Annotated in this window: 25 protein-coding genes and 2 pseudogenes; 2 read left to right on the top strand and 25 right to left on the bottom strand. The window is 43.3% G+C overall.

Features of this window, described 5'->3' with window-relative positions:
* Window positions 1–50: 50 nt before the first annotated feature.
* The 15 genes and pseudogenes from ftsX to IGI78_RS04530 form a co-directional block, all read right to left on the bottom strand.
* Window positions 51–935 (bottom strand): permease-like cell division protein FtsX, encoded by an 885-nt coding sequence (gene ftsX / locus IGI78_RS04600; RefSeq protein WP_077453536.1) that lies wholly within the window; start codon window positions 933–935, stop codon window positions 51–53.
* Window positions 928–1,614, bottom strand: coding sequence for a cell division ATP-binding protein FtsE (gene ftsE, locus IGI78_RS04595; RefSeq protein ID WP_005237293.1), 687 nt, complete (start codon window positions 1,612–1,614; stop codon window positions 928–930). The genes ftsX and ftsE overlap by 8 nt, the downstream gene beginning before the upstream one ends.
* 112 nt (window positions 1,615–1,726) lie before the next feature.
* Window positions 1,727–2,834, bottom strand: a protein-coding gene (gene prfB, locus IGI78_RS04590) for a peptide chain release factor 2 (protein ID WP_102136372.1) whose coding sequence is annotated in 2 segments (ribosomal slippage) — window positions 1,727–2,761 and window positions 2,763–2,834 — 1,107 coding nt in all. Because the reading frame shifts where the segments join, the coding sequence is not laid out codon by codon here.
* Window positions 2,835–2,922: 88 nt separating this feature from the next.
* Window positions 2,923–2,997 (bottom strand): annotated as a pseudogene (locus IGI78_RS04585) (SEC-C metal-binding domain-containing protein); the annotation flags it as partial.
* 45 nt (window positions 2,998–3,042) lie between these two features.
* Window positions 3,043–5,427: pseudogene (gene secA, locus IGI78_RS04580) on the bottom strand (preprotein translocase subunit SecA); the annotation flags it as partial.
* A gap of 247 nt (window positions 5,428–5,674) precedes the next feature.
* Entirely contained in the window at window positions 5,675–6,490 is an 816-nt protein-coding gene (locus IGI78_RS04575) for a DUF1189 family protein (protein WP_140965684.1), read from the bottom strand.
* Window positions 6,491–6,500: 10 nt separating this feature from the next.
* Entirely contained in the window at window positions 6,501–7,334 is an 834-nt protein-coding gene (locus IGI78_RS04570; RefSeq protein WP_077453539.1) for a sugar ABC transporter permease, read from the bottom strand.
* Between the two features lie 2 nt (window positions 7,335–7,336).
* On the bottom strand, window positions 7,337–8,626 hold the full coding sequence (locus tag IGI78_RS04565) for a carbohydrate ABC transporter permease (protein WP_077453540.1): 1,290 nt from the start codon (window positions 8,624–8,626) through the stop codon (window positions 7,337–7,339).
* A gap of 160 nt (window positions 8,627–8,786) precedes the next feature.
* Window positions 8,787–10,052, bottom strand: a complete 1,266-nt coding sequence (locus IGI78_RS04560; RefSeq protein WP_077453542.1) for an extracellular solute-binding protein — start codon at window positions 10,050–10,052, stop codon at window positions 8,787–8,789.
* A 155-nt stretch (window positions 10,053–10,207) separates the two neighbouring features.
* Window positions 10,208–11,155 carry a LacI family DNA-binding transcriptional regulator gene (locus IGI78_RS04555; RefSeq protein WP_140965685.1) on the bottom strand — a complete coding sequence of 316 codons (948 nt, stop codon included), beginning with the start codon at window positions 11,153–11,155 and terminating at the stop codon, window positions 10,208–10,210.
* A 182-nt stretch (window positions 11,156–11,337) separates the two neighbouring features.
* Entirely contained in the window at window positions 11,338–11,895 is a 558-nt protein-coding gene (gene hpf / locus IGI78_RS04550) for a ribosome hibernation-promoting factor, HPF/YfiA family (RefSeq protein WP_005237301.1), read from the bottom strand.
* Between the two features lie 137 nt (window positions 11,896–12,032).
* Window positions 12,033–12,716 carry a ComF family protein gene (locus tag IGI78_RS04545; RefSeq protein WP_077453544.1) on the bottom strand — a complete coding sequence of 228 codons (684 nt, stop codon included), beginning with the start codon at window positions 12,714–12,716 and terminating at the stop codon, window positions 12,033–12,035.
* A complete protein-coding gene (locus IGI78_RS04540; RefSeq protein WP_096742352.1) occupies window positions 12,706–14,016 on the bottom strand; it encodes a DEAD/DEAH box helicase in 1,311 nt (436 codons plus the stop codon). The genes IGI78_RS04545 and IGI78_RS04540 overlap by 11 nt, the downstream gene beginning before the upstream one ends.
* Window positions 14,017–14,122: 106 nt before the next feature.
* A complete protein-coding gene (locus IGI78_RS04535) occupies window positions 14,123–14,443 on the bottom strand; it encodes a PTS sugar transporter subunit IIB (protein ID WP_005228768.1) in 321 nt (106 codons plus the stop codon).
* A 72-nt stretch (window positions 14,444–14,515) separates the two neighbouring features.
* Window positions 14,516–14,809, bottom strand: a complete 294-nt coding sequence (locus IGI78_RS04530; RefSeq protein WP_005237305.1) for a DUF7662 domain-containing protein — start codon at window positions 14,807–14,809, stop codon at window positions 14,516–14,518.
* A gap of 110 nt (window positions 14,810–14,919) precedes the next feature.
* On the opposite strand from IGI78_RS04530, the gene IGI78_RS04525 reads away from it, so the two are divergent.
* Complete coding sequence (locus IGI78_RS04525) at window positions 14,920–15,561, top strand: YigZ family protein (protein ID WP_195265991.1); 642 nt, start codon at window positions 14,920–14,922, stop codon at window positions 15,559–15,561.
* Window positions 15,562–15,761: 200 nt separating this feature from the next.
* On the opposite strand, the gene IGI78_RS04520 is transcribed toward IGI78_RS04525, so the two are convergent.
* Window positions 15,762–16,469, bottom strand: a complete 708-nt coding sequence (locus tag IGI78_RS04520) for a GntR family transcriptional regulator (protein WP_005228765.1) — start codon at window positions 16,467–16,469, stop codon at window positions 15,762–15,764.
* 198 nt (window positions 16,470–16,667) lie between these two features.
* Complete coding sequence (locus IGI78_RS04515; RefSeq protein WP_195265993.1) at window positions 16,668–20,894, bottom strand: 2-hydroxyacyl-CoA dehydratase; 4,227 nt, start codon at window positions 20,892–20,894, stop codon at window positions 16,668–16,670.
* Between the two features lie 174 nt (window positions 20,895–21,068).
* Here IGI78_RS04515 and IGI78_RS04510 point away from each other — a divergent pair, with 174 nt between their 5' ends.
* Window positions 21,069–21,674, top strand: coding sequence for a TetR/AcrR family transcriptional regulator (locus IGI78_RS04510; RefSeq protein WP_005237309.1), 606 nt, complete (start codon window positions 21,069–21,071; stop codon window positions 21,672–21,674).
* A gap of 43 nt (window positions 21,675–21,717) precedes the next feature.
* Here IGI78_RS04510 and IGI78_RS04505 read toward each other — a convergent pair whose 3' ends face one another.
* The 8 genes from IGI78_RS04505 to IGI78_RS04470 all read right to left on the bottom strand — a co-directional run bounded on the left by IGI78_RS04505 (window position 21,718) and on the right by IGI78_RS04470 (window position 26,110).
* A complete protein-coding gene (locus IGI78_RS04505; protein WP_005237320.1) occupies window positions 21,718–21,885 on the bottom strand; it encodes a hypothetical protein in 168 nt (55 codons plus the stop codon).
* 302 nt (window positions 21,886–22,187) lie between these two features.
* Window positions 22,188–22,595 carry a NusG domain II-containing protein gene (locus IGI78_RS04500; RefSeq protein ID WP_005237322.1) on the bottom strand — a complete coding sequence of 136 codons (408 nt, stop codon included), beginning with the start codon at window positions 22,593–22,595 and terminating at the stop codon, window positions 22,188–22,190.
* A 14-nt stretch (window positions 22,596–22,609) separates the two neighbouring features.
* A complete protein-coding gene (locus IGI78_RS04495) occupies window positions 22,610–23,005 on the bottom strand; it encodes a hypothetical protein (protein ID WP_077453547.1) in 396 nt (131 codons plus the stop codon).
* Window positions 23,006–23,043: 38 nt separating this feature from the next.
* A complete protein-coding gene (gene rpmF / locus IGI78_RS04490) occupies window positions 23,044–23,214 on the bottom strand; it encodes a 50S ribosomal protein L32 (RefSeq protein WP_077453548.1) in 171 nt (56 codons plus the stop codon).
* Window positions 23,215–23,243: 29 nt separating this feature from the next.
* Entirely contained in the window at window positions 23,244–23,378 is a 135-nt protein-coding gene (locus IGI78_RS04485; RefSeq protein ID WP_005237325.1) for a putative metal homeostasis protein, read from the bottom strand.
* A gap of 15 nt (window positions 23,379–23,393) precedes the next feature.
* On the bottom strand, window positions 23,394–23,663 hold the full coding sequence (rpsN, locus tag IGI78_RS04480; protein ID WP_077453549.1) for a 30S ribosomal protein S14: 270 nt from the start codon (window positions 23,661–23,663) through the stop codon (window positions 23,394–23,396).
* A 16-nt stretch (window positions 23,664–23,679) separates the two neighbouring features.
* Entirely contained in the window at window positions 23,680–23,832 is a 153-nt protein-coding gene (rpmG, locus tag IGI78_RS04475) for a 50S ribosomal protein L33 (RefSeq protein WP_005225339.1), read from the bottom strand.
* A gap of 298 nt (window positions 23,833–24,130) precedes the next feature.
* Window positions 24,131–26,110 carry a S9 family peptidase gene (locus tag IGI78_RS04470; protein ID WP_200125944.1) on the bottom strand — a complete coding sequence of 660 codons (1,980 nt, stop codon included), beginning with the start codon at window positions 26,108–26,110 and terminating at the stop codon, window positions 24,131–24,133.
* Between the last annotated feature and the right edge of the window lie 48 nt (window positions 26,111–26,158).

The raw sequence follows: 26,158 nt of genomic DNA, 5'->3' as shown, positions 1-26,158 counted from the left end.
TGAGGAAACAAAAAAAGCCGATCTGACGATCGACTTAAGAAAACATCGGTTTAGAATTTTAAGAATCGGCGCATCGATAAGACGGAACCAAGTGAACCGATCACAATCCCAATCAACGCCATCACACCACATACTTGAATCAAGAACAGATTTGGTGCAATTAGACTGTAATTTGAACGTAGCAAGGATGGATTGACCATTGCATAAACTTGATGATACCCGAAGTACATCAACGCAATTGGGACGATTGATCCTAAGAGTCCGATCCAGCCACCTTCAAGAAAGAATGGCCAACGAATGTAGCCGTTTTTCGCCCCTACCAGACGCATGATTTGAATTTCTCTTTGACGAGACAAAATCGTGATCCGAATCGTATTGGAGATCAAAAACATTGCTACAAAAATCAGTAAGACTGCCGCCGCTAAGCCCCAAGTCCGCACAGCCGCAGATAATTCAAAGATTCGGTCAGAAGAATCTCCGCCGTAATCGGCTTTGAAAACATTTGGCAATTCGCCCGCTTGTTCAGCGATCTCTGTCGTATACTCTGGATCTGTTGCACTGACGACAAACACGTTATAGAGCGGATTGCTGTCGCCTTCGAACAAGTTCCATGAATCTCCCATGGCATCTTGGATCTTCTGCAATTCTTCGTCTCGACTAGAAAATTTCACTTCCGAAACGTTAGGTAGATCGTTTAAGGATTGTTCTAAAGCATCCATATCTTCTTGTTCCGTACCAATATCAACGAAAACCGAAACATCCACATTCTCACGAATGTCTTCGGCCAATTTTGTTGCATTTAAGATTACACCTAGAAAAATACCGACTAATGTCAGTGTGATCGTTACCGCACTCAACGACGCGATGGTCATCCAGCCGTTACGCTTTAAACTTTTGATACTCTCCAGGAGATGACGGAAAAATGTTCTAATCATCGTAACCATATTCTCCTTCCGCTTGGTCGCGAATAATGCGGCCATTCTCAATCGCGATCACGCGATGACGAATCGTATTTACGATCGTACTATTATGGGTCGCCATAACGACCGTTGTTCCTTGGGCATTGATCCGATCAAGCAATTTCATGATTTCCCATGAGTTTTCAGGATCTAGATTCCCCGTTGGTTCATCCGCAATCAATACTTTCGGCGTATTTACGATGGCACGAGCGATTGACACACGTTGTTGTTCCCCACCGGAAAGCTCACTCGGAAATACCCGTACTTTATGTTTCAGTCCGACTAAATCCAGAACTTCCATCACCCGTTTTTTGATATCACGGGGTTTGCGTCCGATAACTTGCATTGCATAAGCAACATTTTCAAAGACCGTTTTCCGCGGTAAAAGTTTGTAGTCTTGGAAGACCACGCCGATTTCTCGGCGCATCAAAGGGATCTCACGGTTTTTCATGCCGACCAAATCATATCCTGCGACATTCAAAACGCCTTTTGTTGCTCTTTCTTCTCGATACATCAATTTGATAAAGGTTGATTTTCCGGCACCGGATGGTCCAACGACATAGACAAACTCCCCTTGATCAATTGAAATCGAAAGGTTGCGGATAGCAGTCGTACCATTAGAGTACTTTTTCATTATATCTTTCATTTCTATCATACAGCTATCTCTCCATCTCAAATTTTCATTCTGGCTTATTATAGCATGAATATATTTCACCTTGCTTGCAACAGATTACAATTATGTTTCAATCTGTTTAAGTCACACCAGGTTATTTTTGATTCAGTTTTAGCTTCAAATACGCATCGATAAAGCCATCCAAATCGCCATCCATGACTGCCTGTACATTCCCAGTTTCGAAATTTGTCCGGTGATCTTTGACCATCGAATAGGGATGGAAGACATAGGAACGGATTTGCGAGCCCCATCCAATTTCTAACTGTTCGCCTCGCAAAGCTGCTGCTTCTTGTTCTTTCTTTTCCACTTCTAATTGATACAGCTTGGCTTTCAACATCCCCATCGCTTGCTCACGGTTTTTCAATTGTGAGCGCTGGGCTTGGCTAGCAACTACCGTACCTGTCGGGATATGGGTGATCCGCACAGCAGATTCGGTTTTGTTGATGTGCTGTCCACCAGCGCCGCTTGCGCGGTACGTATCGATCTTCAAATCATCTGAGTTGATCTCCACATCGATCGCCCCATCTAATTCTGGCATCACATCCACCGAACAAAATGACGTATGCCGTCTCTTAGCAGAATCAAAAGGTGAAATACGGACCAAGCGATGCACGCCTTTTTCCGACTTCAAATAGCCATAGGCGTTGTGCCCTTTCACAAGTAATGTGACACTTTTGATCCCCGCTTCATCACCGGCTTGATAGTCCAAGGTTTCCACCTGATATCCATGTTGTTCGCAAAAACGAGTATACATCCGTAACAGCATGCTGCCCCAGTCTTGCGACTCGGTACCGCCTGCGCCCGGATGAAGCTCGATGATCGCATTGTTCCGATCATAGGGTTCATCTAACAACATCGACAATTCATAAGAAGCCATTTTCTCATTTAACTTACCGATTCGTGCTTCAAGTTCTGCTTCCATTTCCGGATCAGCTTCTTCTTGAATCATTTCTAGCATCACTTCGAGCTCTTCCAATTCTTCTGCTAGCTGATTGAACTGATCGTAGGTCTCTTTGTTGGCATTGTTGGCGTTAATGACTTGTTGGGCTTTTTCCGAGTCATCCCAAAAGGTGGGATCTGCCATTTGGTGCTCCGCTTCCGCAATGTCCTCTTCTAACTGATCTAAGTCAAAGAGACCCCCTAAAACTGATTATTTTTTCATTCATCTGGGTCAATTGATTCCGAATATCTGCGATTTCCATTAAAATTCCTTCTTTCTTTTTTTCTTACAAACGAAAGTAGACTGGACAAAAACGTCTGCCAGCCTACTCTCACCTTTTTCAAAACTTGTTACATATTTTTCCCGTGGCAATTCTTGAATTTTTTCCCGCTTCCGCATGGACAAGGATCATTGCGACCCACGTTTTTGAAACTTGGCGCTTGGGCAGCCGGTGCTTCTTCTACCCCTTGCGCTTCTCCTTGGGCTACTTGTTCCCGTTGAACGTTTTGACGAATCTCTGCCTTCATAAACAGACGCGTTACTTCATACTCGATGGCTCCAACCATGTTTTCAAACATATTGAATCCTTCTGTTTGGTACTCAACTAATGGATTGTTTTGTCCATAAGCCCGTAACCCAACCGATTGACGCAACTGATCCATAGCATCGATGTGGTCGGTCCACTTCGTATCAACGACTCGTAAAATCACTACTTTTTCAAATTCCAGTAATTGTTCTGGACTATTAAGTTGTGTTTTCTTTTGTTCAAAGACTTCTTCTGCCCGTTGGTTTAGATAATCTTTGATCTCTTGAGCTGATTTTCCCTTGATGTCTTCGATGCTGATGGTATCTTCATGAACAAGTGCATTGGCCGCAAAATCAACGATTCCTTCATAATTCCAATTGCTTTCTTCTAATTGCGTATGACTGTCAACGACCCGGCTGATGGAGCGTTTCACCATATTCATTAATTGTGGTGAAAGATCCGTTTCTTCCATGATCACTTCTTGACGTTGTCCGTAAATAACTTCCCGCTGTTCTCGCATTACGTCATCGTATTGCAAGACGTTTTTCCGGGTATCGTAGTTATTCCCTTCCACTCGTCGTTGGGCAGATTCTACTTGTTTTGAAAGCATCTTACTTTGGATCACAGCATCGCCTTCATCGATTTTCATCCGATCCAAGAACACTTTGATTCGTTCAGAACCAAAACGCTTCATTAAATCATCTTCTAGCGATAAGTAAAATTGCGACATCCCTGGATCTCCTTGACGTCCCGCACGTCCCCGCAACTGATTATCGATCCGTCGTGATTCATGACGCTCAGTACCGATAACTGCCAAGCCGCCTAGTTCTGCAACACCAAGACCTAACTTGATGTCCGTTCCCCGACCAGCCATATTGGTCGCGATCGTTACAGCGCCTTTTTGTCCCGCATTCAAAATGATTTCTGCTTCTTTAAAGTGATTCTTGGCATTCAATACTTCATGAGGAACTTTCTCACGATCAAGCATTGATGACAGTAATTCAGACGTCTCAACAGCGACCGTCCCTACAAGCACTGGTTGTCCTTTACGGTGACGCTCTTTGATGTCTTGAACGACTGCTTGGAATTTGCTGGTAAGCGTTGGATAAAGCAAGTCCGCACGATCATCCCGTAAAATTGGTTTGTTTGTAGGAATCTGAATGACTTGCATGTTATAGATTTCTCGAAACTCTTCTTCTTCTGTTTTCGCTGTACCGGTCATCCCAGACAGTTTTTTGTACATCCGGAAGTAGTTCTGGAATGTGATCGTCGCCATCGTTTTGGTTTCATCTTCGATCTCGACACTTTCTTTTGCTTCGATCGCTTGATGTAGCCCGTCAGAATAGCGGCGGCCATCCATGATCCGACCTGTAAATTGGTCAACGATCATTACTTTCCCATCTTGCACCACGTAATCAATGTCGCGAATCATAATGTAATTCGCTCGTAGCGCTTGGTCCAAGTGATGGGTCAATGCCGTGTTTTCAATATCATACAAGTTTTCTAAGCCGAAAGTCTCTTCCGCTTTTTCGATCCCACGCTCTGTCAAACCGATCGTTTTTGATTGGATATCGATTTTGTAGTCTTCTTCTTCCGTCAAGCGTTTGACAAAATTGTCGACCCGGGTGTATAGCGCAGTTGATTTTTCTGCTTGTCCTGAAATGATCAACGGTGTTCTCGCTTCATCGATCAAGATCGAATCGACCTCATCGACGATGGCATAGTTTAATGGACGTTGTACCATTTGATGACGGTAAACCACCATGTTGTCCCGCAAATAGTCAAACCCTAATTCATTGTTTGTACTGTAAGTGATGTCACAAGCATACGCCGCACGTTTTTCTTCTGCTGATTTTGAGTTGATGTTCAAGCCGACCGTCAAGCCTAAAAAGTTGTACAGCTCTCCCATCTCAGTCGAGTCACGAGTTGCCAAGTATTCATTGACGGTTACGACGTGGACGCCTTGACCACTCAAGGCATTCAAATAAACAGGTAATGTCGCCGTCAAGGTTTTCCCTTCACCGGTACGCATCTCTGGAATATTCCCATCATGTAAGACGATCCCACCCATTAATTGGACGTGGTAAGGATACAGACCCAAAACGCGTTTTGCAGCTTCACGAACTACTGCAAAGGCTTCAGGTAATAATTTATCCAAAGTCTCTCCCTCTTGGAAACGACGACGAAATTCATCGGTTTTCCCGCGTAATTGTTCATCAGATAAAGCGGCCATTTCATCCGCATGTGATTCAACTTGATTCGCAATATGGTCAAGACGTTTTAATTCTTTTTTGTCGTTTTCGATTAATTTTCTAAAAAAATTGGCCATACCTTAATAATTCTCCTTTTACTTCTACATTATCCTAGCTGGAAACTCTCCTAACTATTTTAGCACTAGTTCACCATAAATGAAATATTTTTCGATAGAACTATCGCATCAATCTTGCGTGATAAACGGATTCTTAACCTTTTTTCACAGATTTTAAAGAAACGAAGGGAAAAAATACGCAACAAGCCATTGATCGGCGCCAAAAGTCCAGCGCACGTCCAAATGACTTGTTGCGAATGTTTGCAAATTAGGCCGTTTTAAAACGGGTTTTTAAGAAAGTTAAGAAAAGCATCAGCAGCATGCCTAAAGACTGAATCCCGATCATCAAGATGATATCAGCGCCAATAAATCCTGCCAACATTGCCACCAGAGAGCCTACCCCCAATGCATTTAAAATCACGTTCGTGCTTTCTTTGAAGCTGCCGATTGTCGACAGTCGTGATTTTTTCGTCACCCAGAGGAAAAATGCTGCGCCTATGACGAGAATACTATTCATTGCCACCAATAAAAATGCCACTGTGATCGTCTGACTGAAGAAAATCGCCGTCTCGTTGTTGCGATAGAAGCCGTCTTCGATCACTTTCTGAAACGAAGTCGCATCATGCACTTGATCAGGCATCATTTCCGCCGTGTAACGCATTTCATAGTGATAGGTTTGTCCATCGATTTCTTCTTTGATGGTCCAGTCTGTTTCTCGGAAATTGATGGCATATTTGGCTTCCTCAAGGTCCGCTTCTGAAAGCCCAACGCCTATAATGCCCGTTTCTGTTTGCGAAAAGACTTGTGACTCATCCGTTAAAAGTTTGCCATCTTCCAGCTGCAGTTCACTGTATTTGGCTGCTGTTTCAGCAGTCATGAGTGTTTTTGCATGGGGGAAAAATGCTGCAAAGGCTTGATCCGTTTGCTTGCTGATCATCAAGGTCAGCGGGACCATCAGCAAGGACATCAAGAAAATATAGACAAACACTTGCTGCCAGCGATTTAATTTTTTACGCCATGCATAGACTTTTGTTGGAGAAAAAATGGCCCCAAAGTATGTTAAGGGAAATCGTTGTTCAGACATCCTATCATTCCTATCCTTTTGTTCCACCCGAGGTCAAACCTGAAACAAAGTATTTTTGTAAGAAGAAAAACAGTGCAGCGATCGGTACGGCGATCAAAATCGCCCCAGCCGCAAAAAGTGCTACCCGTTGGTTACGGGCATCGTTGATAAAAGTCTGCAGACCGACTGCGACAGTCAAACGCTCTTGCGAGCGAAGCAAGAACCGCGCTAGCAAGAATTCGCCGAATGGTCCCATAAAGGCCCATAATGCTTGCACGGCGACCATTGGTTTTACGAGGGGCAAAACGATTTGCCAAAAGATGCGAAAATGCCCTGCACCATCAAGTTTTGCTGATTCATCCAAGTCAATTGGTACCGTATCAAAGTACCCTTTCATCAGCCAAGTGTTCATGGGAATCCCACCACCGATATAGATCAGTGTCAAAAACCAAAAACTATCTAGACCGTTTGCTAATAAGCCCATGACATAAAAAGCGGTCAACGCCGACATCGTTGGCACCATCTGAACGATCAAGAACACCATCAAACTGCTCTTACGACCGGCAAAGCGATAACGACTGTAAGTATACCCTGCCAGCGTTACGATCATTACTTGGATCACCATCGTGGAAACAGCCACGATCAAAGTGTTTTTATACCATGTCAAATAGGGGGTTTCATTGAACAATCGTCGAAAGTTGTTCAATGTCCAATCCGCATCAAAATCCAAGCGAAAAGCGATCATATTCCCTGCCTTAAAGGCTGAGGTTGCGGTAATCAACAAGGGATAGATGATAATGATCGATAAAGCGATCATAAACAAGTAGGTAAATAATTTGCTGAAAGAAAACTTTTTCTTTTTCATCCTCAGTCCTCCATATTAAATGCATTCGTCTTTTTAAACACCAGTAATGAAATGGAGATCACCACAAAGGAAATGATCAAGGTCAATGCAGATGCGATCGAATATTGTGGCGAGCCACCCGTCGTCAATTTGTAGATCCATGAAATCAAAATATCTGTCGAACCGGCATTTCCGCCTAAACTTCCTGGACCACCTTCGTTAAAGAGATAGATCATGGAGAAGTTATTAAAGTTCCCTGTGTATTGCGTAACGAAGGTTGGTGCTGCCACCAAAAAGATCGCCGGCAACGTAATATTGCGAAAACGCTGAATCGCATTTGCCCCATCCATTTTGGCTGCTTCGTATAAATCTTCAGAAATGGATTGTAAAATCCCTGAGACCATGACATAAATATATGGAAAACCTAACCACCCTTGAATCAAAATAATCGCCGTCTTTGTCCAAAACGGGTCGGTTTTCCAAGCAATATTGCCAATATCAACAAAAGGCAAGTTGTTCAATAGCGGGATCACCTGAGTATTGATTGCTCCAGCGGTATCATTAAACATGTTCGAAAAACTCATGATCGTGATGAACGCTGGCACCGCCCAAGGAAGTAAGAAAATCACCCCGAAGACCCGACGGAACTTCACAAATTTTTGATTGGCAACAACTGCTGTCAGTATTCCTAAGGTAATTTGCAGAGTAGTTGCTAAAACGGTCCAAATCACCGTCCAACTAAACACTTTTACAAAGGTGTCGCGGTAAGAACTTAAGGTGAAGATATTCGTAAAATTCGAAAAACCGATCCAGTCGATTAAGTTTGCTGGCGGAATATGTCGAAAATCATAGTTGGTAAACGCCATGAAGAGTGTCACCATTACCGGAAAAATAATTGCTACGATCATCACCAGATAGGCTGGGATCGTCAATAGATAAGCGAAACCATCCTCATACAATTTATTGAAAAACTCTTTTCTCGTAACTGCCACCGGGAACCCTTTTTCAATACTTTGGCGAACTTGATAGGCATCTTTGATATTTAAAACCCAAAAGATAATGAAAATAACGGTAACGATGACCTGTAGCGTTCCTTCGATCAACAAGAACAAAGAATTGTGTTCCATCGGTACGGATCCCAGTGTGACAAAATTATATAATGCTTGTCCACCGAACAAAAGCATTTCGCCAAGAAAAATTAGAAAGACCGCAAAAAAGAGTCCCGCTTTAAATTTCTGACCATTTTTGAATTGTCCCACCCCAGGGATGATTGAAAGAAGCGCTGTCTGCATGGCTTTTGAATTCGTCCTCATATGTATCCTCCTTAAAATCGAAAGTCTGCCAAGCGGCCGACGATCCATAGAAATCAATCTCATCAAGCAATTTCTTGCGTGCTACGTTGCAAGGAATCCTTTTGACAAACATCCTCTATAGAATCGTCGACATGAATGACAGACCGTAATCGGCTATTTATTAATATTTCTGCTCAATCGCTTCTTCGATTGTTTTGGCAGCATTATCCGCTGCTTCTTGAGGAGTCATATTACCTGAACCTGCATCAAATAGCATGTTTTCAGCCCCTACCCAAACCTCAGACATTTCAGGGATATTTGGCATTGGTTGTGAAACACTGTATTGCTCGATTACTGCTTTTGCTACTGGATCATCAGAAGCAGCGACTGTTTCTTGAGCCATAATGTTTGCTGGAATATCATGACGCATTTCATACAATTTCTCTTGATTGGCTTCGTTGGTCAAATACTCGACAAATTGTTGAGAAACGTCTTTGTTTTGTGAGTAGTTGGAAACAACCCACGCTTTTCCTCCGCCAAATGTTTCATAATCATTGCCATTGCTCAATGTTGGGATTTTCGCTACGCCATAGTTGATCCCTGCTTCTTCAAAGCCGTTCACGCCCCATGGGCCGTAGATGATAGCTGCTGTTTTGCCTTGGTTGAAGTAATCCAACATCAAGTTTTCGTTGGCTGATACGTCCAGCATTCCTTGCGGCCAAACATTTTGGAACCAATCTGTTGCATAGGTGATCGCTTCAACAGAACCTTCATTGTTGATCCCTAAATCAGATGGATCTGTTCCTTCATCCCCAAAGACATAACCACCATAACCAGCTAATAGACCATACGTATAATAAAAGTCTGTCCAGCGAGCTAAGAAGCCAACATTGTCATCGCCTTCTGCAAAACGATCATCTTTTGCTAGTTCTTCTAAATCAGAAAATGTTGCTGGCGCTTCATCGATCAAATCTTTGTTATAAAACATGACAACCGCTTCAATCATTGCTGGTGCGCCATAGATTTTATCATCGATCGTCACTTGTTGCTTGTCTGTATCGCTGTAACGACCATCATCTGGCAAAGTCATCTCTGCCAAATGCCCTTGCGATCCTACTTGACCCACGCGGTCATAAGGAGACATCGTAACGTCGGGTCCTTTGCCAGCAGGTCCGTCTAATTGAAGCGCATCCATTTGATCGAACATGTCCATTTCTACAACGTTGATGGTCACATCATTTTCAGATTCAAAGTCAGATTTCACTTCATTGATATAATCAATATAGTCTGCGCCTACAGAGACCGTGATCGTTTTTTCATCGCTACCTGAACCTGCATCTGCATTGCTACCATCGGTACTACCGCTGTTGCCACCACATGCCGCAAGCGCTAACAATGCGCTTCCTGAAACTAATCCTAAAGCTGCCTTTTTCCAATTCACTTTCATCCTCTTTACCTCCTGCAATTTGTAACTCCATTATGCAACCGGTTTCTTAAAATGGCAAACCTTTTCTAAATGTTAGCGATAACAAAAATAGAAAAAGCCTTTAAATTAAGATATCGAAGAATCAAAAAGAAATTGCGCAACCATTTGCTTAATTTTCACCTTGTGGATTCACGAACCACCAGTTGAGGTAAAAAGCGCTGTTGTCGCTGGCTTGTATCATTATGTTCGATTTTTTGGATCAATAATTCGCCGCAAGCTTCCCCCATTTCCACGATGGCTTGCTTCATCGTTGTCAATTTTGGCGAACTTACCTGATCAAGGAATACGCCATCATAGCCGATGATCCCAAAATCAGCTGGCACCTCCACTCCGATCGACTGCAAGCCTTGATTAATGCCTAAGGCTAAACGATCAGTAGCACAGATAAAACAAGTGTTTTTCACTAAATGCTCATTCTGCGTTTGGATAAACTTGCGGGCGGCGGAAGAGCGATTGTCGAAACGATAGATTTTTGGTGCTTGTCCCGCTTTTGTGACTGTATCTATGTATCCTTTTTCTCGGCTTTTCGTAAACGCTTCTTCCAACTCTAAACCAATATAGACCAATTGTTGATAGCCGGCCTCGATAGCATGTTTGCATGCAGAAACGATTCCCTGGTAGTTGTCACTGTCGACAAAACTGAACCCCGCTTCATTTTCACCAAATAACACCACAGGCTTCCTTAAATTTCTTATCCAGTCCATGTCAGCCTGCCGAAAGCCCGTAATGATACTGCCATCTGCTGGGCCACGATCCACCCCGTCAGTCGTAACCAGCTGCAAAGAATAGTGTGCTTTACCGATAGAACGAGCGATCCCAACCAATAAGTTCATATAGTAAGGTTCTGTCGTATCCATCTCCTCTAAGATATACACTTTGATGATATGGGAACGCTTGGAAACTAATGATTTGGCAGCAATGTTCGGCTGATAATCCAATTCAAGCATCGCTTGATGAACTAATTCCTTTAACTCTTCAGTTACTTTGTCCGGATGATTGATCACTCGAGAAACGGTCATTGCGGAAACATTTGCTTTTTTAGCAACATCTGCTAGCGTAGTCATGATTCACTCTCCTTGTATTATTTCATCTATAGTATAACACATTAATTTAAAAGATAACTTGAAAGGATTTAGATATAAAAAGAATTTCTCCCTCTATAGACAATATAAAAAAACAGAGCAGCTTCTCAGCTACTCTGTCAAAAAAGACTTTTTGGGGTGTCGAGAAAAAGACTCAACACTTGTTAATCTGTTTCGATCAACCCGTATTTGCCATCTTTTCGACGATACACAATGCTCGTTCCATTCGTTTCCGCATCTTCAAAGATAAAGAAGTTGTGTCCAAGCATGTTCATTTGTAAAACAGCTTCTTCACTGTCCATTGGTTTTAAAGACAAACGTTTTGTACGTACGATGTCTAATTCAGAACCATTGTTTTCTTCATCATTTGCTTCAGTTGTGAACAAATCACCATCTGTTGGCGGAACCAACGCTGTCTCACGAGATTTGCGGTTGATTTTTGTTTTAAATTTGCGGATTTGGCGTTCCAATTTGTCAACAACCAAATCGATACTAGCATATAGATCAGGTGAGGTTTCTTCCGCACGCAGAACTAAGAATGGTAAAGGAATCGTTACTTCTACTTTTGCTGTTTTTTCAGTATATACTTTCAAATTAACATGTGCTGTTGCTTCCGGCACATCATTAAAATAACGTTCTAATTTACCTACTTTTTTCTCGACGTAATCACGGATCGCTTCTGTTACCTCGATATTTTCGCCGCGCACATTATATCTAAACATAAAAATTACCCCTTTCGTCTACCAGTAAAGAAGGAAAAGGACCACTCTTTTCTTCTTCTTAACTCTATTATATCGAACTCTTGGTCATTTGCCTAGTAAATCGAACAATTTTCTTTAAGCGTTTTCAAAATAACGATTCAACGGGCAAAGGAAAAGGATCGAATCGACTGGGGGGCAAAGGTCTGCAATGCTTCAGCTGCGTGATATAACGTTCTACCGGTAGTGTAAACATCATCGATCAACAATAATTTTTTCCCTTTAATTTCACATGCTACATCCGGCTTCACCGCAAAAGGTTGGGCCTCCTCTAATCGTTGCTTGCGAGAACGTTGAGCTTGTGGTGCGGTATCAACCACTTTATCCAGCCATTCTTGCGACTTGACTCCGGCTGCGTCCAGCACAGCGGTCACTTGATTAAACCCTCGCTGCTGGTAACGTTCTGCCGATAGCGGGATGGGTATCAAACAATCGTATTCAAAGTTGTTGATCTTTTGTCTGATGGCCGCAGCAAAGGTCTCCCGCAACTGATAGTTTCCCATTAATTTGTATTCGTGAATCCACGCCTTCATCCCTTGATCGTAAGCGAACAGTGCCCGATGCTGCAAATGGATCATGGGACAGGTTTTCGCCCAAAAGAGACAGTCACTGCAGGAAATGGTATCCTTTTTGCCACATGTTGGGCAGCAGCTTTGCCAATCGATCACGGTAAATCGCTGAGCGCATTGTGGACATAATTCTTTTTCGGGGATGCGCCAAGGAGCCAACAGCTCAATGATCGTTACCTCTCTTGGAAAAAATATTTGGCACCAACTACACTCCATCGGTCAACCAGCTCCTTGCTAATTGGTTCATCTCATTGAGTTCTTTAATTGCTTGACGGATCGCTTCTGTCATTTGGTCGTAGAAAAAAATGACTTCCCCTTCTGTAAACGCACCTTTGCGATCGACACGGCCAGCGATTTGTACTAACGCCGATTTTGTAAAGACCGGGTGATTGGCTCCTAGTACCACCACTGAGACATTTTCAAACGTTACGCCTCGTTCTAAAATCATCGTTGTAAACAACACCTTGTACATTTGGCTGCGCGCCGATTGGACTTTTTCCCTCCGTTTTTCATCTTGTGAAGAAACACTAGTGATGAGCCATGATGCTTCTTGCCTGCGGACAGCCCCTTCCATTTCCTTCATCAGCTGAATACTTGGACAAAATACCAAGACAAAGTTTTTTTTAACCAACCGCTGCAAGTGCTGTAGCAATGGTCGCAGCCAACGTTTTTTGCGATAAGCCTGCGCCCAGCGACTATAATGAATAGGTTTGGGAACGATCAGCGGACGCTGATGAAACCGCAACGGCATTTTCAACACAGCGAATTTTCCACGAATTTCTTGCAGCAGCCGTTCTGAAGGCGTCGCACTTAAATAGATCAGACACCCGTTTTCTGCCAAGGCATTGTATAATCCGTAACGCAGCTGCGTATCGCCCTCGTAGGGAAATGCATCTACCTCATCTACCACGATCAGTTGAAAGCTGCGATAAAAATGCAGTAGCTGATGAGTGGTGGCAATAAGGATCGTTGTATAACGATAAGGTTCTTCTGATTCCCCATAAAGGAGCAGGCTTTCCTCTTGTGGGAACGCTTGTTGAATCCGGGGGAACAGTTCACGGCAGACATCGATCCGTGGCGAGACGATCGCCACACGACCACCTTCTTGCCGTACGTGGCGGATCGTTTCAAAGATCATCTCGGTCTTCCCTGAACCCGTGACTGACCAAACAAGAGACGATTTCTTTTGTCGACAATTTGCTACTAGTTGCTGAGAAATTTTTTGCTGAAACGAAGTCAACACTCCTGGCCAAACGATCTTGTGATCAAAGGCTGGAAGATCCGTTTGTTGAATTACAAGTTGGCCACCTGATGTGATCCGACCATAGCGAATACAAGTTGGACAGTAATAGCTGCCTATCGGTAATTGCACCGACGGCTTGTGGTGGGAAGATCCGCAACGCTGACAAACGATTCTCTTCCCCTGCTCGAGCATTGCCGGTCGAGAATCAAAGGGTTTTCCTACACTCATTGTTTCATCTAAAACAAAATATTGTTTTCCTTTTTGACGATTCATAAAATACACCTCAGTTTTAAGTACGCAAAAAAACCGGTTCAAGTACTTTTCAAAAAGTACTTGAACCGGTTACAGAATCTATCGTTCATTTAACAGCAGGTCTTGCTTATTCGCCGATCAATGTCAAGGCTTGATCTAAGACTTTTTCGCCGTTCATCATGCCGTAATCTGCCATGTTGATTACTTCTAATGGAATTCCTTTTGGCGCTAGACGTTTCTCAAAATCGCCTTTCATGAAACGAACTTGTGGTCCTAATAATAAAACATTTACGTCTTTGCTTTCTAAATGTTGATCTGCTTCTGATGCGGAAACTGCAAAAATATCTGCTTCTAATCCTTTTGCTTCAGCTGCTTTTTGCATTTTTGTTACTAATAAGCTTGTACTCATTCCTGCAGAACAAACTAACATAATTGTTTTTTTCGCCATATCGAACACTCCTTGAATTTTAAGAATAAGATAACATTTCCTATCTCTAGTATAGAACAAGTTTGAAATTTGTCAACGCTTTCTATCCAGCAACCAGTTTGATTTTACTAAACGATTAAAAACGACATACTCTTTTTTTAAATTGACGAGGACTACCTCGTAGCCGGCATTCAGCCACGCATACGCCCCATTTTCTGGATGGCGGTAATCATTCGCCCACCAATCGCTACTGGTGCGGGCACTTTTGGGCAAACCGGATGCGGGGAAAAGAAATTCATCAAACTGCGTAAACGTTAAGGTGATTTGCGAACCGCCGTTGTTCTTTAAATAGTGAGTGATCGTATCGTACTTTTTGCGTCTACCCAAAGCAAATGCCTCCTCTTTTTAGGGTCTATGTTCGTACCTGTTTCTTTCTTCTATTTGTAACTTTCCTTCCGATTGCCTATACTAGAAACATAAAGGAGGCGATCGTACGCGTGACTTATCGAACGATTCGACAAGACGGAGAAACAGAAATAGAAATCAAAAAATCGCGTTTCCTCTGTTCATTAAAACGAATTCAATCAGAAGACGAAGCCAAAGCGTTTATTCAAGCCCTCAAGAAAGAGCATTGGAAGGCAAATCATCATTGCAGCGCCTATGTATTGGGTGAAAACCATGAGATCCAACGCAGCAGTGATGATGGTGAACCTAGCGGCACCGCTGGGGTACCGATTTTAGAAGTGTTAAAGAAAAACGAACTGATCAATGTGATCGCCGTTGTTACCCGCTACTTCGGTGGAACGAAACTGGGTGCTGGTGGATTGATTCGCGCTTATTCAAGTTCGGCCTCTGCTGGAATCAAAGAGGTAGGAATCGTCGAGGGTATTTTGCATCAAGAACTTGCCTTGACCATCGAGTATCCCCTTTTAGGCAAGCTCCAAAACTACTTAGACCTGCAGAATATCTATATAAAAGATATTGCTTATACGGAGAAAATCGTTGTCACCTTAATGATTCCTGAAGCAGTACTTGCTGACCAAGAAGCCGCTCTGATCGATTTGCTACAAGGTCAAGTGCAATTGACCAGAGGGACTACCGAATATGTAGAACGCTTGATCGAGCAGTCAACAGAGTAAGCCAGCTTACTAAAGACCTTCCAGTGTGTGCTCTTTTCCTCAAGGAGGACGCTGCCAAGTTTGCTACAACCAATGCAGGAAGCCCAAATATTTGAAAAGCCGAAACGGTCATACACCCAGCGACGCTAAGCAACAGCAGATACGCTCGTAAGGTCCTTTCGGCTTTTTTGGTCTTTTTGTTGCCAATTGGAATAGACAGGTTATTTTTCCATATAAAATTCAAAACGATTACCAACATATTGGGTGCGCACGTATTCAAATGGTTGACCATCTTCAAATGAAGTGATTTGCCGCATACGTAAAATCGCATCGCCGCGTTTGATTTGTAAGTAATCAGCAATTTGCTCGGAAGCGACCATGGCTGAGATCGTTTGCGAAGCGCCGCCAATTTTCCGCTGTCCTTTTTCTTCCAACACTTTATAGAGGGAAGAGATGATCTCCTCCTTGCTAAAGTCATGAATAAACTTTTCAGGGATACTCGCGACTTCAAAACAGATCGGCACATCATCCGCATACCGAATCCGCTCCATCCGTAAAATCGTTTCGTGACCTTCTAATTGCAGCTTTTCCATTTCACTGGAGCTAGGTGCAGTTAAGAAATAAGCGACCGCTTTGCTAGAAGGCTTACGACCAAGAGAATTCATAATTTCGGTAAAACTCGTCGTGCCCGTCATTTTTTCCTGTACTTTTTGGCGAGCCACATAAGTGCCGGAACCGATTTTACGCTCAAGAATCCCCTCATCTGCTAAGGTTTGGATCGCTTGTCGCAACGTCATGCGACTCACGCCGAATTGTTTCGACAACTCCCGTTCTGAAGGCAGACGATCCCCGATTTTGTATGTATTGTTTTCAATATTGGCTTTAATTTGATCATGAATCTGGATATAAACAGGTAATTTTTCCACCACTACACATTCCTCCGTTCCCCTCCTATTATAACTGGTATATACCTAAATAGCTAATAAAAAAAGCAAAAACTGCTCTGTTTTTCTCAATTTGTGCGAATTCTTTCCCGATTTTATAGGCAGAAAAAGAAGTTATCACAAATTGTCCAAACAAGAGCAGTTTCTTTGCTTTTAAATTGGTTCGGTCGCTGACTTGGGAATTTATTCAGCCAGCGCTTTATTAGCAGTGGCCATCAGCAAGCGGATACGATTCAATTGATTGACGATCGAGACACCTGGATCGTAATCAATCGCTGCAATGTTCGCCTGTGGGTATTGACGACGTAATTCTTTCATAACACCTTTTCCTACTACATGGTTAGGCAGGCAGCCAAATGGTTGCAGACAAATGATATTGTTGACATCATTTTCCAACAGATCAATCATCTCACCGGTCAAGAACCAGCCTTCTCCCGTATGATTGCCGATGGAAACAATCTCGCTCGCTTGCTCCGCAAGCTGATGGATCGAATGGATACCATCAAAACGCGTTGACGCCCGCAGTGCTTTATCCATCGGTTTTTGGAGCCTTTCAATCGCCATGATCGCAAAATCAGCGATCATTTTACTTTTCTTCGCCATCCCCAAATGCTCGTAGCGCCAAATCTGATTGTAAAGGGAATAATTCATAAAGCCGACAATATCCGGTACGACCGCTTCCGCTCCTTCTGCTTCTAACAGGCGAACGACATCGTTATTAGCTGTCGGTGAATATTTCACTAAAATCTCTCCCACGACTCCGACACGCGGCTTCTTGATATCTGTTAGGGGAACTTGATCAAAGGCTTGAATGATTTTTTTCATATTGCGATTAAACAGACTGAAGGAGCCATTACGAACGTTTTTGGCAATTTTTTCCAGCCATTCTTGATGGAGCCGATCGACAGCCCCTGCTTCTTGCTCATACGGACGGGTGCGATAAACGACCCGTTCAAAGAGATCTCCGTATAAAAATGCCACCGCCAAACGCTTCATCATCGGTAAGGTAAAGCGAAAGCCCGGATTTGATTCAACCCCGGTGTTGCCCATCGAAATAGATACCACCGGCACTTGTGGGAATCCTGCATCGTTCAGTGCTTTACGTAACAAAGGAATATAGTTCGTTGCACGACACCCGCCGCCCGTCTGGGTCATCAAAACACTGGTATTTTCAACATCATATTTTCCGCTTTGCAATGCTTCCACTAGCTGTCCAATGGAAATGATCGCCGGATAACACGCATCATTATTGACAAAGCGTAAACCGACATTGACCGCCTCACGATCTTCACTAGGTAGACAGACCACTTGATACCCAGAAGCTTGCAAAGCCAAATCGACTAACCCGCTTTGATGGATGGGACTCAACATCGGCAATAAGAGCGTGTGCTGCTTGCGCATCTCTTTGGTAAAAATAATCTTTGCCGGTTCCTCGTATTGCTTTTTAGGAACAAAGTGCTGTTTGTCCCGTTCGTTGACTGCTGCTTTCAAGGAACGCAACCGAATCCGGATTGCCCCAAGGTTCGCTCCCTCATCGATTTTCAACACCGTATATAACTTCCCATACTGCGCCATAATCTCTTCGACTTGATCAGTAGTGACTGCGTCGATCCCGCAACCGAATGAGTTTAATTGAACCAGTTCTAATTGTTTGTTTTTCGCGACCACTCGAGCTGCCGCATACAATCGCGAATGATAGACCCATTGATCCACAACCCGCAGAGCGCCGACATTTGCTAAATGAGCAATACTGTCCTCAGTCAATACATGGAAGCCTTCTTGGGTAATGACTTCTGCAATCCCATGGTTGATTTCAGGGTCCAAATGATACGGTCTTCCAGATAAAACGATCCCTTTTTGATTGGTCGTCATCAGCATACGTAGCGTTTCTTCTCCCCGTTGCGCAATATCTGCCTTGAACTGGTCCAGCTCCTCGAAACCGCTGCGTAGGGCTTGGGCAATTTCTTCTTCTACAAAACCAAAATCTTGAAAAGTACTCGTTAAAGTTTTGACCATTGAGGCTTCATCCGCCAAATTCAAAAACGGACAGCGGTAGTCAACCGCCCCTTCACGAATCGCATCGACGTTGTTACGAATCACTTCTGGATAGCTTTGCACAATCGGACAGTTAAAATGATTCTCAGCGGCAGTGTTCTCTAATCGCTCAAAAATGACCCCTGGATAAAATATCAACGGTACGTTTTGATCGATCAGTGCTTGGATGTGTCCATGGGCTAGTTTGGCTGGGTAACAAACCGTATCACTAGGAATCGTTTCGATCCCTTGCTCATATAGTTCTTTGTTGGAACGTGGCGACAAGCTTACTCGAAACCCTAACTTGGTGAAAAAGGTATGCCAAAGCGGATAATTTTCATAAAGATTCAATACTCTTGGTAGACCGATTTCGCCATGGACGGCCTCTTTTTTACGTAAGGAACGGTACTTAAACAAGCGGCGATATTTTTCATCTACAAGATTGATTCTGCGGTCTTCTTTCTTGATTTTGATTCGCGCACCACGTTCACAGCGATTCCCGGTTATGAATTTTCGACCGTCAGAAAAGAGGGTCACCGTCAACAAGCAATTGTTTTCGCATAGACCGCAATTCGTAAATTCTTTTTCTGCTTGGAAATCGGCCATTTCTGCCTGAGACAACAACGTACTAACATCGTCAAGGGCTGCTTCTTCTAAAGCGATCAAAGCAGCTCCATATGCCCCCATCAAACCGGCGATCGATGGTCGAACGACTTCACGGCCGCTGATCAATTCAAACGCGCGCAGAACCGCTTCGTTATAGAAAGTCCCTCCTTGGCAGACGATTTTCTCGCCGAGGTCTTCAGGTCGCCGAACCTTGATCACTTTATAAATAGCATTTTTTATGACCGAGTAAGACAAGCCGGCTGAAATGTCGCCAACAGAAGCCCCTTCTTTTTGGACCTGTTTCACTTTTGAGTTCATAAAGACGGTACAACGCGAACCAAGGTCAACCGGTGCTTGGGCTTTTGTCGCTGCCAACGCAAATTCTTTGACATCCTGATTCATAGATTTGGCAAAGGTCTCAATGAAGGAGCCGCATCCTGAGGAACAGGCTTCATTCAATTGAATCGAAGATAACGCGCCATCTTTGACCGTCATCGCCTTCATGTCTTGCCCACCAATATCGAGGATAAAATCAACCCCCGGCTGGAAATGTTCGGCAGCTTTGTAATGGGCCATCGTTTCCACTTCACCGATATCGACTTTCAGTGCATGTTTGATCAAATGCTCGCCGTAACCTGTGATCGTTGACTTTGCGATGTAAACATCAGAAGGCATCTGACAATAAAGCTCTTGTAAAACCGCCATCGTTGTCGCTAACGGTTCGCCTTCATTATTGCCATAAAAAGAAAACAATAATTCCCCTGCATCATTGATCAAAACCACTTTCGTTGTGGTTGATCCTGCATCGATGCCTAGATATGTAGCGCCTGTATGCTCAGACAACGCTTTTTCTGTGGCCACCGCTTGAGCATGGCGAGCACGAAAAGCAGTCAATTCCTCCTCGTCTTTAAACAATGGGGCTAATGTATCAGTTGGCGCGAGTTTGCCATCTTCTCCGTTGGCTAAGCGGGCTAATAGCACGGAAAGCTGTTGCTCTTCTTCTGCATATAGTGCAGCCCCCATCGCCACAAACAGTTCTGGGTTCTCGGGAAAAATGATATCTGCTTCTTGCAGGTTCAACGTATCGATAAATCGTTGACGCAATTCCGACATAAACGTCAACGGTCCACCTAGAAAGGCTACCTTGCCTTTGATTTTACGACCAGCAGCCAAGCCAGCAATCGTTTGATTGACCACCGCTTGAAAGATACTCGCCGCAATGTCTGCTTTTGCCGCTCCTTCATTGATCAGCGGCTGCACATCGGTTTTGGCAAAGACCCCGCAGCGTGAGGCAATCGGATAAAGAGTTTGATAATCTTTGGCTAGTTCATTGACCCCATTGGCATCCGTTTTCAATAAAACCGCCATCTGATCAATAAACGCACCCGTTCCACCGGCACAACTGCCGTTCATTCGCTGCTCCAATGCCCCTTCAAAAAAGGTGATCTTCGCATCTTCGCCGCCTAACTCGATAGCCACATCGGTTTCGGGAATCATTGTCTCAACTGTTTTGGTACAAGCGATGACCTCTTGGACAAATGGGATCCGCAAAACTTCCGCCAGACCCATCCCACCCGATCCGGTAATCGCCAGCGCCAGCGGCTGATCTTCGATCACTTCTTGCGCTTCTCTAATGATTTTTTCCGCTGCCTTCTGGATATCTGCATAGTGCCGTTCATACCTTGAAAAACACGTTTGATTGCCTTCATCTAACAGAACCATCTTGACTGTTGTCGACCCGACATCGATACCCGCTTTATATTTTTTCATTTGTTGCCTCCATCTAAACAACACTTTGTTGATTATCTAACAAGCCGTTTGTTATAATACTTATGTTCATTGTAATTCTTTTGATTGATAATTCAACAAACAATTCTAAGGAAGGTGTGGGATAAACAACAATTACCCGTTTTTTGTTGTTTATTTTGAAAGGAAATTCACAATATGAAAAAATTGGATTTACGTGTCAAACGAACCAATAAGTACATTATTGAAGCTTTTATCCGCTTAGTGGAAGAAAAAGGCTTCGAGCAAGTGACTGTCCAAAATATCGCCGATGAAGCCATGATCAACCGTGCAACCTTTTATGCCCATTACAAAGACAAACAAGACTTGTATGAAAAGATATTTGACTTGGCTGTCGAATCATTTACCGCGATTCTTGATTTTGAAGATTTTGTTCAAGGCAATCGCATCAAAATCCGCAAAATCGAAGCGGCCATGACCGAACTTTTTTTACACATTCAAAACAATCGTTCCTTTTATTTGACGATCATGGATGCCTCTGCCATTGAGATCATCCGTAAAAAGTTGGGCCTGATTTTGACTGAACGTTACCAAGAGATCTTTTCAACGTTAAGAATCACCGAAGGAGACATTGAAGTGCCCTTAGACTTCATCATTGACTATATGACCTCGATATTTGTTGGTACCTTGCATTGGTGGCTAACGGCAGAAACAACGATGACACCCGACCATCTAGCAAAACTTGTCATCAAACTGGTGGCAAACGGCCACCTGACTGTCTTGGGGATTGAGATTGAGGAATAAAAAAAAGAAGCTGCGAATATGCAGTTTCTTTTTTATTCCTCAATTAGTGATTCTTTGAACGCCATTTGATCGTGTCTTTCGTCTTGCGCTGTTTCGTTACTTTGATTCCTTTTGGAGCCACACGAATCGCATAATCTTCCTTTTTCACCACATCATAGACATGCTCTGCAACTTCCGTTACTTTTTCTTTTAGATTCAATTTAAATTTCATGTGTTTTCATCTCCCGAATGCTTTACTAATAGCCTATCGCAAATAAAAAAAATCTTCAACTTATAGCCCTTCATAAAAAAGGATTTTTAGGGTTTTCGTTCCTCTTTATTGGACAAGCGATTTAGACACAACCAATACTTCGTAATGCTGAACTGTTTTTCTAGGTTTAAAGGATTTGTTCAACAGATTGCCTCCAGTTAGACGCACTTATTTTCTATTTTCAATAAAAAAGTGTCAGTAGAAAATCCAACGATTTCCCACCAACACAAAATAGTGTAGTTTCCAACTACCACGAAGTTCGATTAATAAATCAAATAGTCAGAAGCACCGGCTTGCTTGATCTCGATCACCAGCTTATGAGGCAGGCAAATGCTCGTCTGCCCATTGCGATAGATCCAGCTGGTTTTGACAGCAATTTGGTCGGGGCTATTGTCTTCACGCACTCGGATCGCACCATCTTTGATCTCGACGATATTGTACTGACCTTCTGCTGGATAATACGTTTTTTCCATCGCATCGATTTCTTCCAAGTTGAAACGGTCAACCTCTTCCCCATTGATTCGCACGATCGCATAACGATCCCCAGTATCACTTTGGGCTTGCGCTTCAAATAGAAAAAGCGGTAAAAAAGAGCCAACAACTAATAGAACAAACAATAGATAATCATAGGGCTTTAATAGTTTTAAAAATGGCTGGATCGTCTTTTTCATCACATGTACGCCTTTCACTGTTCATTTTCGGAAGGTAATCGCTCTTCAAAAAAGGCAGTTAAATCAATGATCTCTTCCTCTGTGAAGGTTTCTTGCTCCCATTGGTCAAGAATTTTTTCTTGCAAAGCCAAATCCATTTCCCAAAAATGATTGATTTTTTTGAAATGCTTTGGATCAAAGGACCGAAAAACCGGATAGATCGCTAAAAACGCTTCAAAGGTAAGATCCCAGTCCTCAGTATAATCTTTAACGACCCCTTCTGACAAGGCTTTTTCCGTCGGATCGCCGTTTTCTTTGATCAAGCCGGCTTCGTAAAAATGGCGATAGATGGCCTCTTTGGTGATCTCAGGATGAAATTTTTTACTATGATGGTAGGCTTCTTCAATCAATGACGGATAGATGATCTCCATTTTTCCCCCTGCTTTCTGGACGGCGTCATAAGACGGCGCTAGTTCTTTTCAATTGGGTGCTGTTCTTTATATTCTGCTAAAGATACATGGTGGCTGCGCTTGAAGGTTCCTGTTGTCCCATCAAACGAAATCGCTGGTGCTTTGACACCATAGTGGGTCCGACGCTTATTCTTTTTTGCTTTTGATGTTTTTCTTGCAGGTACTGCCATGTCATTTCCAACTTTCTTTCACTTTTTCATTATGCACGCAGCTGCAATGCATTCTTTCGTTTGTTTCGTTTAAATTCATGAATGATTTTTAATGCGCGTTTCCTTGTTTTGATGTTCGGGCTCTTTAAACGTCGATACGCACTAGACAAGTCCGTTTTTTCCATATTGACTCCTTTCTGTTACCAGCTTGCTTTTGTAACGCCGGGAATTTCTCCGAGATGTGCATGCTTACGGAAATTGATCCGTGACATGCCGAATTTATTCATGTAGCCGCGCGGACGACCATCGATCATATCCCGTTTTTTCAAACGAGTCGGATTCGAATCCTTCGGTAGTTTGGCCAATGCTTGGGTATCTCCTTGCGCTTTTAGTTCTTGACGTACTGCTCGGTATTGTTCGATCAGTTGTACTTGTTTTTTGTATTTTGCAATTTTTGATTTTTTTGCCATTCAGTTATTTTCCTTCCTATTTCTTGATTTCACGAAAAATCGCTCTGCGCCGCAACTTTGGTGAATATTTTTTTAATTCTAAACGTTCCGGCGTATTGCGCTGGTTCTTATTGGTCAAATAAAGTCTTTCCCCTGTCTCCACACATGCCAAAATAATATTGTTTCTCATAATAACCAGCTCCTTTCTCTTGCGTCACACCAAAAAAAGTTAAAGTGTAACGATTACGTTTTGTATCATATCACACTAAAACACAGGAAGCAAGCAAAACTATTTCTTCTTTTTGTTATTTAACAAGTGAAGAAAACGTCATATGAATTTGGTTTCAATCGTCGCTGTTATTGGCGGCAAGATAACAGGAACCTGCAACTTTTGATCGCGCAAAAAAATCACCTGATCTTTAAGGAATCATTGGTCGGGCTTTTCAAGAAGCCCAAGTCGTGATCCTTTATCAGGTGATTTCATTCGGTTAATTTACTGATTTGTTCTCATGTGATGCAAGCCATTCACTGATCGCCTGCAAGCGTTCTATCCGCAGGTTTGGCAAGCCATTGCGTGATAAGCCATGAGAGGATTGAGGAAACAGCATCAGCTTCGTATCGACGCCTTGACGTTGCAACGCCATGTAAAACTGCTGACCTTGTTCTTGCGGACACCGCAAATCATTTTCCCCATGGAGGACTAGTGTAGGTGTCTTGACTTGGCTGGCATAGGCCAAAGGCGACATCTTCCAAAGTCCTTCGATCGCATCAAGTTCCCGCAACAATTGGAATTTGACAAAGGCAGGTCCAATGTCGCTCGTCCCATAAAAGCTGATCCAATTTGAGATCGAGCGTTGCGTAACTGCTGCACAAAAACGATCGGTATGGCCAACGATCCAGTTGGTCATAAAGCCACCATAGCTGCCGCCAGCTACATGGATCGTGTTCGTATCAATTTCTGGATGGTTTGCCACCACGGCATCAACCCCCAACAATAGGTCTTGATAATCTTTATTGCCATAATCACCTAAAATCGATTTGACAAACGTCTGCCCGTACCCTTGCCCGCCACGAGGGTTCAACAAGATGACCCCATAGCCGTTAGCGGCATGGACTTGCATCTCGTGGAAAAATGTTTCGCCGTAGCAGACTTGCGGACCGCCATGGATGTACAAAATTGCTGGATGACTTTCTTGTGTTTCGGTCGGGGGTAAATACCAGCCTTGAATTTGCCAACCATCTGCTCCTTCGTACCAAAATGCTTCGGGTTTACTGATCGCTAACTGTGACATAACTGCTTGGTTGGGATCGTATAGATCGGTTACTTCGCCACTTGTTAAGTCAATCAAGCCTAAACGACTAGGGATCGTTGGCGTCGCATAAGCAACAGCAAGTTTGGCTTCCGAATAGATCGCCGCATCAAGGATATCCATTTTTTCATCAAGCAGTTTGGTCCATTCTCCTTGGATCGAGGCGCGGTACAATTGTAGCTTGCCATGCTCCGTTACGGGAACAAGGAATGTGTCATCCGTCAACCAGGTGATCGCTACGCCGCGATTTTTTTGTTGAAAATCACTGATGATCGCATTGCCAAAAGCGATGTCAAGATCTTGGGAAAGATTTTTGACCGCTTTTGTTTTTAAGTCGACCAAAAACAAATCATCCAAGGTCACAAAACCATAGGAAAGATCATTGCCTAATAGTAATAGCTGATCATTGCGCGCTGCAGCAAAAGCATACGTTCCTTCTGGCAGGATGTTTTCTAAACTTTCTGTCTTTTTCGTCTGGCTATCAAGGAGACAAACCTTCGAGCCATAGTCCCATTCATCTTCTTCCTCTTTGTCAAAGGTGAGGAACAACGTCTTCTGATCATCCGCGATGCCAGAAAAAACAAAGGGAGAATCATGCTCAAAAATCAGTTCCGTTTCTTGTGTCACAATCGTTTTTTTGACGATGGCATGTTTTTTTTCTTTTAAAAAGCCGACGCCATCCGCCAAGTAATTGACTTTCGTAGTAACTTTTACTTGTGGAAATTCCTTTTGCTTGTCCGTCTTTTCTTTGTCAGCTTGATCCTCTGAGACTGTCTCTTCTTGTGCCAGCTGGTAATAGATAGCCGTTGCGTCTTGCTTCCAAAAATAGTCCCCCAGACCCTTCTCAGTGACAAGTGCTTGGGGCTTGCCGCCTGACACTGGCATCGTCCATAACGTACTTTCACCTTTTTTTGGATCGGTCGTCACAAAACTGAGCCTTTGCTCATCTGGCGAGACCTTTAGGTTGTTGTGGGTTGTCGCTTCTGTGCCCCACTCACGCCGTTCGTTGGTCTTTGCGTCAATACTATAAATCGCTGAATCATACGTATTGGTCTCTTGGTTGACTGCCGTTTCCAAGTAAAAAACCTGATTTTGCCCCACTGCAGGCTGCGCAATCGTTTTCAGTTCAAACAGTGTCTCATTCGTTATTTTTTCCATTCATTTCCCTCCAAATATACGTATTTTCGCAGTAACTATCTACTAGTA

The sequence above is a fragment of the Enterococcus sp. DIV1767 genome (assembly GCF_050542585.1).
GTDB classification, from domain to species: Bacteria; Bacillota; Bacilli; order Lactobacillales; family Enterococcaceae; genus Enterococcus_D; species Enterococcus_D innesii.
Note: the sequence above shows the minus strand (reverse complement) of the source record. Positions and strands in the feature narration are given on the sequence as shown.

Excerpts from the sequence above, each read along its gene's own strand:
- IGI78_RS04470 (WP_200125944.1), bottom strand. The coding sequence starts at position 26,110 with ATGGAAAAAATAACGAATGAGACACTGTTTGAACTGAAAACGATTGCG.
- IGI78_RS04565 (WP_077453540.1), bottom strand. The coding sequence starts at position 8,626 with ATGAGGACGAATTCAAAAGCCATGCAGACAGCGCTTCTTTCAATCATC.
- IGI78_RS04560 (WP_077453542.1), bottom strand. The coding sequence starts at position 10,052 with ATGAAAGTGAATTGGAAAAAGGCAGCTTTAGGATTAGTTTCAGGAAGC.
- rpmG (WP_005225339.1), bottom strand. The coding sequence starts at position 23,832 with ATGAGAAACAATATTATTTTGGCATGTGTGGAGACAGGGGAAAGACTT.
- IGI78_RS04555 (WP_140965685.1), bottom strand. The coding sequence starts at position 11,155 with ATGACTACGCTAGCAGATGTTGCTAAAAAAGCAAATGTTTCCGCAATG.
- IGI78_RS04575 (WP_140965684.1), bottom strand. The coding sequence starts at position 6,490 with ATGTCTGAACAACGATTTCCCTTAACATACTTTGGGGCCATTTTTTCT.
- IGI78_RS04510 (WP_005237309.1), top strand. The coding sequence starts at position 21,069 with ATGAAAAAATTGGATTTACGTGTCAAACGAACCAATAAGTACATTATT.
- IGI78_RS04540 (WP_096742352.1), bottom strand. The coding sequence starts at position 14,016 with ATGAATCGTCAAAAAGGAAAACAATATTTTGTTTTAGATGAAACAATG.
- IGI78_RS04545 (WP_077453544.1), bottom strand. The coding sequence starts at position 12,716 with ATGGAGTGTAGTTGGTGCCAAATATTTTTTCCAAGAGAGGTAACGATC.
- ftsE (WP_005237293.1), bottom strand. The coding sequence starts at position 1,614 with ATGATAGAAATGAAAGATATAATGAAAAAGTACTCTAATGGTACGACT.
- IGI78_RS04495 (WP_077453547.1), bottom strand. The coding sequence starts at position 23,005 with ATGGAGATCATCTATCCGTCATTGATTGAAGAAGCCTACCATCATAGT.
- IGI78_RS04485 (WP_005237325.1), bottom strand. The coding sequence starts at position 23,378 with ATGGAAAAAACGGACTTGTCTAGTGCGTATCGACGTTTAAAGAGCCCG.
- IGI78_RS04535 (WP_005228768.1), bottom strand. The coding sequence starts at position 14,443 with ATGGCGAAAAAAACAATTATGTTAGTTTGTTCTGCAGGAATGAGTACA.
- IGI78_RS04570 (WP_077453539.1), bottom strand. The coding sequence starts at position 7,334 with ATGAAAAAGAAAAAGTTTTCTTTCAGCAAATTATTTACCTACTTGTTT.
- IGI78_RS04505 (WP_005237320.1), bottom strand. The coding sequence starts at position 21,885 with ATGAAATTTAAATTGAATCTAAAAGAAAAAGTAACGGAAGTTGCAGAG.
- IGI78_RS04515 (WP_195265993.1), bottom strand. The coding sequence starts at position 20,894 with ATGAAAAAATATAAAGCGGGTATCGATGTCGGGTCGACAACAGTCAAG.
- IGI78_RS04500 (WP_005237322.1), bottom strand. The coding sequence starts at position 22,595 with ATGAAAAAGACGATCCAGCCATTTTTAAAACTATTAAAGCCCTATGAT.
- rpsN (WP_077453549.1), bottom strand. The coding sequence starts at position 23,663 with ATGGCAAAAAAATCAAAAATTGCAAAATACAAAAAACAAGTACAACTG.
- rpmF (WP_077453548.1), bottom strand. The coding sequence starts at position 23,214 with ATGGCAGTACCTGCAAGAAAAACATCAAAAGCAAAAAAGAATAAGCGT.
- ftsX (WP_077453536.1), bottom strand. The coding sequence starts at position 935 with ATGATTAGAACATTTTTCCGTCATCTCCTGGAGAGTATCAAAAGTTTA.
- hpf (WP_005237301.1), bottom strand. The coding sequence starts at position 11,895 with ATGTTTAGATATAATGTGCGCGGCGAAAATATCGAGGTAACAGAAGCG.